Genomic DNA, 12599 nt, shown 5'->3' on the forward strand with positions numbered 1-12599 from the left:
ATTGCCGGTATTGCCGCCGGTATGCGAAATTCCGGTTAGGTCATCTCGTTTATTAACGGCATAACCAGCATAATGTAAGCCGGAATTCAGGCGAGGGGTTGGGTTACTCTAAGCCGACCGTTGACGGCATGGATGCCGGACAAATTCGCCCGGAGCGAATTTGAACAGCTCTGCTGGTCCGAAGGATAAACTTCATGGATGAAGTTTATAATCGAGCCTACAGGGATGTATTTACGGCGTGTCGGTGTGAGTACCCCAATCCCGATGACGCAGGACAAGCGGATATTATGCTTACTTATGTATTACTGGCGCTGGTATCGGCAGTGGCGATGGCCAGCAGCGGCATTATTGCCCGCTTTAGCGGGTTGTCGGCTGCCGAACTGACCTTCTATCGGCTGGCGGTCGGCGCTTTATGTCTGCTGGTGTTTGTTGCCTGTACCGGCCGTATCAAAACGTTGAAAGGTAAACCCGATTGGCGTATGGCGGTAAACGGTGTGCTGCTGGTTGGCTTTATGCTGACGTTCTTAAGCGCCATTGAATATATCAGCCTGGCGAATGCCATTATGCTGGTTTATCTGGCGCCGCCATTGTCTGCCTTTGTTGCACACTGGCTGTTGGATGAAAGGCTGGACTTACCTGATAGCAGCCTGATTGCCTTGTCGTTTTTCGGCTTTGCCATGCTACAGCAATTTAAATTCGATCTGGTGCTACATGCCGACCAATTTCCTGGTTTAGTGTTTGGCCTGATGTCTTTACTGGCTTACAGCGGCTTTTTACTGCTGAACAGGCGTTCGTTGCCAGCGCATTCGCAATTGCAGCGCACCTTTTATCAGCTGGTTATCGGTGCCTGTTGTATGCTGCCCTTTCTGGGAGCCATAGCGGTACCGAACCATCAGACACTTATCTGGATAGCGCTGGCCGGTATCTTCCCGGGCTTTATTGCCATTTACTGTGCCATAGTGGCACTGCAGCATTTGCCGACGCGGATATATGCCACACTGGCGTATATGGAGCCGGTAACGGTTATCGTCGCCGGCTGGTGGTTGTTTCAGGAAGCTTTAACCTTGCTGCAGCTGGCCGGCGTGGTGCTGATTATGCTCACCGGCCTGGCGCTGGCGTTACGGCATAAACCGGCCAGAGCCGTGCAGCAGCTGCTTGAGGGAAAAACTCAGCCGCTAATCAAAACAGCAGATCCCGATATTTAGCTCTTACTATTGCTGTGCTTGGTTAGCAAATTCTCCTCATCTGAGGTTCGCAGCTCAGTCTGCAATTGCTGTTGCATAGTGTCGTCGGTGGTGACGTCCACGTCTTGCCGTGCCGCCTGCTGAGAAGACGTTGTAGCCTCAGTGGATCCAGGCGGTTCAGCATTGGTCATATCTGCCATATGAATACGGTAGATAGGTTCAGGCATTTCAATACCGGCGTCATCAAATGCCGATTTCACCAGGCGGATGGCTTCGCTGCGGGCTTTTAAAAAATCGGTATTACGCTGATCTATCCAGCCAAAAAACTTCAGCGCTACCGCACTGTCGCCCAGCTCATCAATCAGACACCGCGGCGGCGGGTCGGGCAGTATGCCCGGCATATTGGCCAGTGTGGCAATACCAAGTTGGCGCACTTTAACTAAGTCCAGTGATACTGACACGCCGGCATTAAACTGAAACCGCCGCAGTGGATTACGGGAAAAGTTGGTCATTGCCAGGGTAATAATATCACTGTTCGGAATACGCAGGTGGTTGCCGTCATATGTCATCAGTACGGTATCCCTCGATGTCAGACGCACGACACTGCCAGTGAACTCGCCCACCTGAATTTGATCGCCAATTGCAAAAGGGTTACGGGTACTGAGCAGCACGCCAGCGAGATAATTCTCAACAATATTGCGAAACGCAAACCCCAGCGCAATACCAATAACACCGGCTACCCCCAGCGCCGCGCTAACCAATGCAGTTGCATCCAGTAGCTCCAGAGCAATCAATACACCGATACCCGTAACCAGTACCCGGATAAAACGCACACCAAGATTCGAGGCCAGCTCGCTAAGGCCGAACCGCCGTAACCAGGTGCTATGGCGTGCCAACCAACCGCCAAGCCATGAAAAACACAGCACTGCCAGCAGTGCCAACACCAAAAGCGGTAGCATTTGCACGGCCTTGGTTAGCATCTGCTCAAATTTCTCCGCCGCCGGGGCCAGCCTTGAACGCACTGCCAGCTGCTCCTGCAGCATATCCTGTACATACACCACGCCGTCTAACCGGCGGGCGATGGCAAGCGCTTCGTCTTTAAGCTGGGCATTAGCGACTTCACCACTTAGCGTCAGCACTCCCGACTCAGTATTTGCCGTTATTTGTTCCATACCGGAAATAGCAGACGTGATAGCCAGCAGCCGGGCGCTGATAGCCTTGTCGTCAGTTGTGTCTTGGACTTTTATCGCCTTTTCATCTGTCGCATGCTCTTGTGCAGCAAGCAGTTGGCTGTAAACAGGCAGGCAAATTAATAAGGCATTAAGTAACAGCAGTCTCATTCTGTCTCCGGCATCACTTTAGTTAACGGCCAGTTAACTATAGCAGCCGGGTACTTGTCACCGCATGTCACCTGTTTGATTGTCTGCAATACGATCTGGCAGCTGCTGTATAGTGTCTTACTTGCTTTGATATTGATAATTGTTTGCGTTTGCATTTGGGCGATTGTAGAATTCTGTCACTGTTAGTTTGTGACTATCACTGTGGGGTTTTTGAATGTCAGTTGTGCAAAAGTTTTCTGTTTTAATTGCAACGTCGCCTGTTGTGCTCAGTGTGGGGGCAGCTTTTTTTAGCGCCATGGCGCAAAGCCAGCCAGCAACAGAAGCTGAGGTTGAAGTGATCGCGGTGTATGGTAATCAGGGCGATAGCCGCTCGGCAACCAAGCTGGATTTAACACTGTACGAAACCCCTCAAACCGTTACGGTAGTATCACGTCAGCAAATGGATGATTTTTCTCTGCATTCAGTTAACCAACTGCTGAGCTATACACCTGGCGTTACCGTCGAAAGCGTAGAAACCGATCGCACTTATTACACTGCGCGCGGTTTTGATGTGGTGAATTTTCAGTATGACGGCATCGGTGTACCGTTTTCATCCGGCTTAACCAATGGCCAGTACGATACCGCTGCTTTTGAGCGGGTCGAAGTGATAAAAGGCGCTGCCGGTTTAGTTACCGGCTTGGCCAACACTTCAGCAACAGTGAATTACCTGCGTAAAAAGCCAACAGCCGATTTTATGGCATATGGCACTTTGTTTGCGGGCTCTGATGATATGTTGCGGGCAGAAGGTGATGTGTCCGGCAGCCTGACGGATGATTTTCGTGCCAGAGCTGTAGTGGCAAAAGAATCGGCAGATTCTTATTTAGCCAGAAAGTCTGACGATAACAGCCTGCTTTACCTGGTAGCTGAGTACGACGTTAGCGCAAACACCGTGCTGACAGTCGGGCATAGCCAGAATAAAAACAATGTCGATGGCAGTATGTCCGGCGCATTACCACTGTACTACACGGACGGCAGCCTTACAGATTACGATGTTTCAACCAATACTGCTGCTGACTGGGCATTTCGCGATACTGACACTACAGAAAGTTTTGCCCAGCTTCACCATAGGCTGTCGCAGGATTGGAGCCTACATCTGATGCTGATGCAAATAGACACCAAAATGGACTCTGAGTTGTTTTATGTCTACGGCACACCTGAGCGTGGCACAGAGCTCGGTATGCTTGGCAATGCCTACGGTTATGCTCTGGATGAAACTCAGAAAATGGCCGATTTGTATCTTACCGGCCAGTTTACACTGGGTGGCCGCCAGCACGAATTAATGCTTGGGCTTAACTACGCGCATATTGATTTATTCGGCCAGTCATTTTACGACTACGAAACCGGTTACCCGGTGTTGGGCAGCAACTGGGCACAGGGCAGTACGGTTAAAGGCGTGTTTGATGATACCGACCCTTATGGCACAGGGCATAAGGACAAACAAATTCATCAGTCGGCTTATGTTGCTACCCGTTTACACCTGACCGATGCGCTGTCAGTTCTGGCCGGTGCCAGAATGATGTCGGTTAAGCAAAGCGGCTACAGTTATGGTGTCGATGCCGCTACGGACGCTGATGAAACCGTACCCTATATCGGTGCTATGTATCAGCTGACCGACAACGTAGCGCTGTACAGCAGCTACAGTGAAGTGTTTACCCCGCAGTCATTCGTTGACGGCGACTTCAATGCCCTTGGCGTAGCCCGCGGCGAGCATATCGAGTTCGGTACCAAGGTGTCACTACATAATGGCCGTGCTACAGCCAGTGCGGCATTATTCAGAGCCGATTTAAACAATGTTGGCGAGTTTGCCGGTGTAGTAAACGGTGTAAATACCTATAACGGGCTGGATTACCGCTCGCAGGGGGTAGAAATGGAGTTGGTCGGCAGCGTGACCGATCAGCTAAACCTGAGCCTGGGTTACACCTGGCTTGACAGCATTGAGGGGGATGACGGCAGCCAGGTACGTACTTATGTGCCACGCAATCTGGTTAAACTGTCAGGCGTGTATTTTCCGCAGTGGTTACCGGCGCTATCATTTGGTGCCAGCGTAAACTGGCAGGACAGTGTGTACACCAGCCCGGAACCGGGTATTGATATCCGCCAGAACAGCTATGCGCTGCTGGATGTGTTTGTGCGCTATCAACTGAGTGATAATGTATCGCTGGCACTGAATGGCAGCAACGTTACTGATAAAAAGTACTATGAGAGTCTGTACTGGACTCAGGCCTATTATGGCGTGCCTAGCCAGTGGCAGGCATCGGTAACCTGGCGTTACTAATAAACGGAATAGTGCAATTAAACACACTAAGCCGCCTATTCTGGCGGCTTAGTGTTTTATGGCTAACTGCGTGGCACAAAATCCAGCACGGTCGCATTGATGCAGTACCTGGGTTTACCGCCGGGGCCATCATTGAACACATGGCCAAGGTGGATGCCCGATACTTTGGCGCGTATTTCGGTACGGCGCATGCCGTAGCGGTTATCGGGTTTTTCAATCACGGCACTGTCGACTGCTTTGGTGAAGGATAGCCAGCCTGTGCCAGAGTCAAAGCGATCGCGGGTATCAAACAGGGCGGCGCCACTGAGCTTATCCACAAAGGTGCCATCAGGTGTATTTTTAAAAATTTCGTACTGTTTGCAGAAGCGGCCATCGGTGCCTTCATCAAACGCCACATTAAAGGCTTCACTGTTACCCAGTTTAAATTTACCCAGCAGCAGATAAAACTCTTCCGGACTTAAATAGCCCTGCCGGCCAAACACTTCTTTGCCGTCCTGCAGCAGGATAATGGTCGGGGTGGCCCAGGTTGGCGTTTTCAGTGTCAGACCGTCCAGATTGCCGGCATACCGGAAATGCAGCGGTATATCACCGCTGTATTTACTGGCAACGTCAGCTTTGAATTTTTCGCAGTAAGGACAATAGTTTTCCGAATCAATCACTAAAATATGCTGGCCTTTAAGCAGAGCACTGTTGTCGGTAGCGGTGGTTTTCGTGGTGCTTTCAGTGGCAAAGCGCACGCCGGTGGAATGATCAGGGCAATAGCCGTTAGGGTTTTTCGCAATATAGTCCTGATGGTAGTTCTCAGCCGGGAAGAACTGGCGCAAAGGTTTAATCACAGTGGTAATTTTGCCAAAACCCGCCTTAGTCAGCAGCGGCTGATAAGCTGCAAGCACTTGCTGTGCAACCTCATACTGTGCCTGGCTGTTAGTCAGGATCGTTGAGCGGTACTGGGTACCGACATCATTGCCCTGCCGGTTAAGCTGCGTCGGGTCGTGCATTTCAAAGTAGCGTTGCAGTAGCGTATTGAGGCTAATCACGGCCGGGTTAAAACTGACTTTAACCACTTCAGCGTGGTTGTCCGGGTTATGCTTATTGCGATACTGTGTGATGGCGCGGTAAGTTGGTTCAACGCCGTTGCCATCGGCATAGCCTGAAACTGCATCTATTACACCCGGCATGGCTTCAAAGCGTTTTTCGACGCCCCAGAAGCAGCCAGCACCGACAACTATGCTGTCAATATGCGGTGTCGCCGGCATGGTATCTGCCTGCAGTGGCAGAGCGCTGCCCGTCAGCAGCAATGATAAGTAAAACGTTTTTAACCAGGATAGTGTCATAACGGCCTCAGCTGTCTGTTACGTCGGTTGCTTCAGTATCAGACAGGCAAAAGACCATTTTGCTTTCAGGGAGGCCAGTTTAAGTTCGTTGTTTTAACGCAAACGGGCAAATTCACTGATATGTTGCAGCGTCTGGTCGATATCAGCGCTACTGATATCCAGATGACACACCCAGCGTACGCGTTTAATGGCGCCATTGGCAGTTTGGTAATTGCTGGCGGTAAGGGCTATGCCGCGCTCGGCCAGATAAGGTAGTAACTGTGCCGCCAGTTCAATATCAATATCGGTAAACAGAATATTGGTTTGTACCGGCAGTGGCGTCAGTTTACCTTGCAACGCCGGCAGCTGCGCTGCTAACACGGTTAAGCCTTCCGCCAGACGCAGGCAGTTGGCATGATCTTGCGCCAGCCGGTCGATATTGTTTTCCAGCGCATATAAACCTGCGGCTGCCAGAATGCCGGTCTGGCGCATACCACCGCCTAACATTTTGCGTACCCGCCGGGCGCGGGCGATAAAAGCGTCAGAGCCCAGTAGCAAAGAACCAACCGGGCAGCCGAGACCTTTGGATAAGCACAAGGATACTGAGTCAAACCCCTGACACAGCTCGCGTGCCATTTGCTGTGGCGTGGTATTGTGCTGTGGTGCCAGCGCAACCGCTGCATTCATCAGCCGGGCGCCATCAATATGGCAAGCCAGGTCTGTTGCTTTCGCCAGTTCAGACACTGATCGCATGTACTCAAGCGATAACACTTTGCCACCGACAGTGTTTTCAATGACGATAAGGCGGGTGCGGGCAAAGTGTGGATCATCCGGCTTGATGGCGGCAGCAATATCACTCAGCAGCAGGCTACCATCGCTTTGCAGCTCCAGTGGTTGCGGCTGAATGGAACCTAATACAGCCATACCTCCGGCTTCCCACTTATAGGTATGCCATTGCTGGCCGACTATTGCCTCATCGCCGCGCTGACAGTGGCTCATCATAGCGATCAGGTTGGTCTGGGTGCCGCTTGGTGCAAACAACGCCGCCTCAAAGCCGAGCAAGTCAGCAGCATAACGCTGCAGCTGCAGTGTTGTCGGGTCATCATTGAATACGTCATCCCCCAATGGGGCATTGAACATACGCTCTTTCATTGCCAGCGAGGGCTGGGTGACAGTATCGCTACGAAAATCAGCCATAAAAATTCCTTAACATCAAAACAGGCGGCTACTTGCCATTAAATAACAGCCTGAGAATTTTATTAGGTGCAATCAGGTATTTGTGTATCGCCAGCGTTATTGCCAGTGTTGTGCCGACGATCAGGCAAAACCCCAGTAAAGGTGGCAAACCGGCATTTATCAGCAACAGCCCTAAGCCAATCACAATAACGTGGTGAAACAGATAAACACTGTAAGATGCCTCAGATAAGAAGCGCCAGTATTGATGACTGCGTGTGACAGCAAGATTAAACAGGCTAAAACATAATGCCACACAGATCCAGCGGATGAACAAAGCAGTGTACAGCGTCAGTGTTTGCCAGATAAGCCCGCTACCCTGCTGCACCAGATAGTTCAGGCCGTACAACAACAGCAGCGCCAGCATGCCATAAACAAGGTTTAATTTACTGAACTGCTGAAGCCAGCCGGGATTATGGTATAGCATCAAACCGAACACAAAGAATGGCAAATTGGACAACACCTCATACAGGTCGGTGATCCCAAGCCAGCTGTGGTACATCGGCAGGCCCAGCCTGTTAAGTGTTACCAGTAGCAGGCCGTACAGTGGCAGCAGCGTGATAAACAGTGGTAAAGGTAACCACTTTACCGCCAGGGTATTAAGACGCTGGCCCAGCCGGCGTAAAGGCGCCATGCTGTAAGCGAGGCTAAGCAGCACCACAAAAATAAATAAATCGAGTAAAAACCACAGATGTTGCACCCAGCCACCGCTGAGCAGATAGCTTGATACATCCCCGGTTATCCAGCCAAAGTGATGCAGCAAGACTGCTTGTAGCACATTAAGGCTGATGGCACAGACCAGAAGTGGCAGTAAAATCCGCTTCAGCCGTGAGCGCAGAAAATGTGCATTACCGTAGCGGATAACAAACATGGCACAGAAAAAGCCGGACACGACCAGAAAGGCTGGCATGCGAAAGGTTGCAATGGCCTTAATCAGATAATTAAAAAACGGGTGGTTTTCCGGCGCATATATCAGCCATACCTGGCTGGGGTTGTACAAATGTGCTGTGTGAAGCACTATGCCCAGCATCATCAGTACTGAGCGCATGACATCAAGATAATCTATCCGTTTGTTGCTGCCTTGCATGTTAACGTCACTCCATGAAAAAACCGCCGGTACCCTTCGCCGGTCAGATGTATACCGTCCGCACTGAAATCCGTTTGCAGCAGGTTGTTGGCGTAATAGTGTAGCTGTGGCTGCAATGTAGCATAAGCCTGCAATTTTGCATTAACTTCGTCAAAGGCTGGCCAGTACTGCTGCCGTGCCGGGCTGCGTTTTATCGCCAGGATATGAATTTGCGCCGCAGGGTAGTGCGCCATTATTTGCTTAATCAGCGCCATATACTCAGCGGCAACTTGCGGTGCAGTTTTAGACTGCGCTACATCGTTTTCGCCGGCATACAGCAGAATATGTTGTGGTTGGTGCTGTATCGGTGTCCAGCTGAGGTAGTGCTTAATATCAGTAAGTTGGCTGTTACCGACGGCCCGGTTCAGCCAGTTACCACAGTTGCTGATTGTGGCGGTATCCAGCCGGGCCAGGGTTGAGCTACCCAGCAGCAAATTGGCTGGCGCTGCGCCGGCGGTTTGCACATCATCGGCGATATGCATCAATACAAGCCGGGTCGGCCTACTCAGGCCTTGCCAAATAACAAAGGTTGCCACCAGTAGCAAGACGATGCCTGACAAAATGCGAAGTAACGGAGTTTTCATAGCGATAAGCAAAAAAGAAAAGGGCAGTGTAACCTGCCCTTATGATGACTTCAGTCGGTCTGATTAATAAAAACTGATTTTAAAATCGACACCAAAGGTACGTGGTTCGTTAACAAAACCGGTCAGGTTGTTAAAGTCGACGGCACCTTTAACATTGTCTTCATCGGTAATATTGCGGCCAAACACACCAACTTCGTAGTTATTCTCATAATTTATGTAGGCAACGCGTAAACCCGCTTCATACTGATTGTCTGTGTGGAACTCCGCAGACTCATACAAGAATAAGTTTGTTTTACCTTGCAAAGCGAAATCCGTGTAAACATAGATTTCACCAGACGCTAACGGATAATCATAGCGAGCGTTTAGCGTTAGTATGGTTTCAGGTGCTTGTGCAAAAGGGTTGCCATCAATGTATGGACGGCCATCTGCATTCACCGGGTCCAGAATGGTACAGTTACCAAAACCACAACCGCCTACGACAGTATCGCTATCTTTAAACTCAGTTTTGTTGTAGCTGAAACCACCGCCGATGCTTAAGTTTGGTAGCACGCGGTAGTCAAAGTCTGTTTCGAAACCGTAGCCAACGCCTTTATCAGCATTGTCCAGTGTATTGCCGTTTAACTCACCGCCAATGACCGAAATTTGCATATCATCAATAGTGTAATAGAACACCGCTGCGTTTAGACGCAAAGTGTTTTGCAGCAAGTCACTTTTCACACCGAATTCATATGACATAATTGTTTCGGCGTCTGCAACAGTTGCTGGTTCAGCAAAAGCAATGTTTCTTCCCTGTATAGACTGGGCTCTGAAACCATCTGCTATTCTTGCGAACACACTGGTTTTGTCGGTTAAACGATAGTTAGTACTTAACTCCCAGCTGATCTGGTCATCTGTAACTTTGATGGGGTCATTGTTAGGTACTGTGGTGCTGAGCGTTTTCTCGTCATCGGTATAACGAATACCAGCTGTGACATTCCACTTTTCATCTATTTGATATGTACCTTGGCCAAATACTGCCCAGCTGGTGTTTCCGTGATAAACCAAAGCCGGATCAATAACACCGCCAATGGTGTTCACGCCAAATGTTGAGTCAAAATAGAATCCGCCTACCTGCCAGCTAAAAGCATCGGTGGTATCACTGGCTAAACGAACTTCTTGTGTGTACTGTTCCAGATCTTTCAATTCATCACGGGTAGATGAAGGGAATGGGATAAATCCTGGCCCTTCAAGGGTTCCACCGTCAACATCGCTTTGTGAAAAGCCGGAAGCTGTTTCATACGATGAGATACTGGTCAACGTCATGTCATCAAACATAAAGTCAAACTTCAGTGATCCGCCCCAACTATCATATTCTTGCGGATTGTTAACAGTGGCATCGTAGTAGACTGTATCACGGTCATAGTTCTCATTGAGATCATTGCTGCCTTTGGTAAATACGTTGGCTCGAAATATTGATGCTGTGCCAGCGTAATTACGGCTATGCAGATTTAACAATGCATTGAAGTCGGCTGTTTCATATAAAAACTGCACCCGACCGGCGCGCTCCTGGTAGCCGCCCATTGCATCGCTTTCATTCAAATAAGCATTGTCAATCCAGTCACTTCGATTCTGAGACAGCAACGAGATCCTAGCTGACAATTCATCTGTTAATCCGCCACCAACTGCACCTTCCAGATTGAACTGCCCTAATGTACCGGCAGTTGTTTTCACGTAAGCATCAAAGTCCTGACGTGGTTTTACGCTGTCAAACTTGATAATACCGGCAGTAGTGTTACGACCAAACAACGTGCCCTGAGGACCTCGGATCACCTCAACTTGCTGTACGTCGAACAGCGGGAAACTCTTTAAAATTACGTTTTCCATTACCACGTCATCCATTACGATGGACACTGGCTGGGACGCTGCCAAATCAAAATCGGTATTGCCCAGGCCGCGGATATAAAAACGTGGTGCAACCCGCCCATTAGACGATTCTGCATATAATCCCGGCACCTTTATCGCCAGTGCTGTTATGTCGTCACCGGAAGAAAAAATCGCATCAAATTTCTCGCCGGATAAAGTGGCGATAGAAATCGGTACTTCCTGAATACTCTGGCTGCGCTTTTGCGCGGTAACGGTAATGGTTTCCAGTTCCTGCTGTTTTGCATTCTGATCTTTGTCACTTTCCTGCGCTAACAGCACCGGAGAAAGACCAATCGCCGCACTAAACAGGCTGGCCTGAACAGCCACTGACAACGCTGACTTGGTAAATGGTTTCATTAAGGTGAACCTTTCATTGATAATTTACGAGGGTGTATGTGTTATGTAACGGTTATTTTACTGGAGTGACCACAGCAAACCGCTACGGATTAACGTTGGCTAATATAGCAGTTTATCGCGAAAAATGCTCAACTTAGCGTACTTTTGCGGTTAATTTATCAGCAGGGTGAGCCAAAGCAGTGTAGGCTCGTATGCACAGATTTAGAACAATGAGAGCCTTATGCGTAGTGTAATGTTACTGCTGCTTTGCTTCAGCTGGTATGCGCCCGTGCTAGCGGCTACAACCGGCTGGCAGAGTGCGAAACATTTACGGGCCGAGCTGGTTAGTGAATACCGGCAGGTGCAGCCCGGACAAACGCTGCAGCTGGCGCTGCACTTTGTGCCTGATGAGCACTGGCACACCTACTGGCAAAACCCGGGTGACTCCGGGTTACCGACACAGCTTAGCTGGACATTGCCGGCTGGAATCAGCGCCGGACCGATCAAGTGGCCTGTGCCTCAGGCCATTGCCGTGCCGCCACTGGTAAACTACGGCTTTGAAGGCCAGACCATTTTACTGTCCGATCTGACTATCGCCGCGGACTATCAGGCTGATACCGTGCCGCTAACATTAAAGGTCGATTGGCTGGTGTGCGAAGAGGTATGTATTCCGGCTGAAGCAGAGTTTAGCCTGGTATTGCCGGTAGCTGCCAAGGCTGTGTTGGCTGAAGAGACAACAACGTTATTCCGTCAGGCGCAGCAACAGTTACCGCAGCCGCTTGACGTAAAAGGGCAGTTTGACGTATCCGGCGGAGCATTTTCGGCACTGCTGGATTTACCTGAGCCTCAGAACATTATGGCCTTTTTTGTTGCCGCCACCGAGTTGGTAGACCATGCAACACCGCAGCAAGTCATATTGAATGGCCAGCAGTTACTGTTGCAGCAGCCACTGAATACCTATTTTTCCGCCGCGCCGCAACAACTGGAAATCGTACTGATCACTGCCGACGACAAGGCCTACAGTGTGCAGCTGCAGCAGGCAAATAATGCCGGTACAGACATTCTGATCACCCAGGGGCAGCAGGACCCGACGGCGTTATGGCTGATACTTCTGCTGGCCGGCGCCGGCGGCGTGTTACTAAACTTAATGCCGTGCGTGTTCCCGGTATTGTCGCTCAAGGCGCTTAGTATCGCGGCCAGTGGTCAGGTACGCCGGCAACAACAAAGTCAGGCATTATGGTACAGCCTGGGTGTGGTGCTGAGCTTT

9 protein-coding genes are annotated in these 12599 nt (G+C 50.2%); 3 read left to right on the forward strand and 6 right to left on the reverse strand.

The features are described from left to right. Nucleotides 1-287 precede the first annotated feature (287 nt). Entirely contained in the window at nt 288-1205 is a 918-nt protein-coding gene (locus VIN66_RS12055) for a DMT family transporter (RefSeq protein ID WP_331924205.1), read from the forward strand. Here the strand turns inward: VIN66_RS12055 and VIN66_RS12060 are convergent. Next, nucleotides 1202-2524, reverse strand: coding sequence for a mechanosensitive ion channel domain-containing protein (locus VIN66_RS12060; RefSeq protein WP_331924206.1), 1323 nt, complete (start codon nt 2522-2524; stop codon nt 1202-1204). The genes VIN66_RS12055 and VIN66_RS12060 overlap by 4 nt on opposite strands. 214 nt (nt 2525-2738) lie before the next feature. On the opposite strand from VIN66_RS12060, the gene VIN66_RS12065 reads away from it, so the two are divergent. Further along, nucleotides 2739-4838 (forward strand): TonB-dependent siderophore receptor, encoded by a 2100-nt coding sequence (locus VIN66_RS12065; protein WP_331924207.1) that lies wholly within the window; start codon nt 2739-2741, stop codon nt 4836-4838. 62 nt (nt 4839-4900) lie between these two features. On the opposite strand, the gene msrA is transcribed toward VIN66_RS12065, so the two are convergent. From msrA to VIN66_RS12090, 5 genes are all read right to left on the reverse strand, one after another. Continuing rightward, on the reverse strand, nt 4901-6172 hold the full coding sequence (gene msrA / locus VIN66_RS12070) for a peptide-methionine (S)-S-oxide reductase MsrA (RefSeq protein ID WP_331924208.1): 1272 nt from the start codon (nt 6170-6172) through the stop codon (nt 4901-4903). A gap of 93 nt (nt 6173-6265) precedes the next feature. Then, a complete protein-coding gene (gene ltaE, locus VIN66_RS12075; RefSeq protein WP_331924209.1) occupies nt 6266-7348 on the reverse strand; it encodes a low-specificity L-threonine aldolase in 1083 nt (360 codons plus the stop codon). 28 nt (nt 7349-7376) lie between these two features. Next, entirely contained in the window at nt 7377-8471 is a 1095-nt protein-coding gene (locus VIN66_RS12080) for an acyltransferase family protein (protein ID WP_331924210.1), read from the reverse strand. Beyond that, nucleotides 8447-9094, reverse strand: coding sequence for a GDSL-type esterase/lipase family protein (locus VIN66_RS12085; RefSeq protein WP_331924211.1), 648 nt, complete (start codon nt 9092-9094; stop codon nt 8447-8449). The genes VIN66_RS12080 and VIN66_RS12085 overlap by 25 nt, the downstream gene beginning before the upstream one ends. Nucleotides 9095-9157: 63 nt before the next feature. Further along, on the reverse strand, nt 9158-11353 hold the full coding sequence (locus VIN66_RS12090) for a TonB-dependent receptor (protein ID WP_331924212.1): 2196 nt from the start codon (nt 11351-11353) through the stop codon (nt 9158-9160). 220 nt (nt 11354-11573) lie between these two features. On the opposite strand from VIN66_RS12090, the gene VIN66_RS12095 reads away from it, so the two are divergent. After that, the coding region (locus tag VIN66_RS12095) for a protein-disulfide reductase DsbD domain-containing protein (protein WP_331924213.1) at nt 11574-12599 on the forward strand (1026 nt) is incomplete at its 3' end.

It is taken from the genome of Rheinheimera sp. (assembly GCF_036568245.1).
Taxonomy (GTDB): domain Bacteria; phylum Pseudomonadota; class Gammaproteobacteria; order Enterobacterales; family Alteromonadaceae; genus Alishewanella.

What these genes read in the sequence shown, in the direction of transcription:
- VIN66_RS12055 (WP_331924205.1), top strand. Translation starts at nt 288, where the DNA reads ATGCTTACTTATGTATTACTGGCGCTGGTATCGGCAGTGGCGATGGCC.
- VIN66_RS12060 (WP_331924206.1), bottom strand. Translation starts at nt 2,524, where the DNA reads ATGAGACTGCTGTTACTTAATGCCTTATTAATTTGCCTGCCTGTTTAC.
- VIN66_RS12065 (WP_331924207.1), top strand. Translation starts at nt 2,739, where the DNA reads ATGTCAGTTGTGCAAAAGTTTTCTGTTTTAATTGCAACGTCGCCTGTT.
- msrA (WP_331924208.1), bottom strand. Translation starts at nt 6,172, where the DNA reads ATGACACTATCCTGGTTAAAAACGTTTTACTTATCATTGCTGCTGACG.
- ltaE (WP_331924209.1), bottom strand. Translation starts at nt 7,348, where the DNA reads ATGGCTGATTTTCGTAGCGATACTGTCACCCAGCCCTCGCTGGCAATG.
- VIN66_RS12080 (WP_331924210.1), bottom strand. Translation starts at nt 8,471, where the DNA reads ATGCAAGGCAGCAACAAACGGATAGATTATCTTGATGTCATGCGCTCA.
- VIN66_RS12085 (WP_331924211.1), bottom strand. Translation starts at nt 9,094, where the DNA reads ATGAAAACTCCGTTACTTCGCATTTTGTCAGGCATCGTCTTGCTACTG.
- VIN66_RS12090 (WP_331924212.1), bottom strand. Translation starts at nt 11,353, where the DNA reads ATGAAACCATTTACCAAGTCAGCGTTGTCAGTGGCTGTTCAGGCCAGC.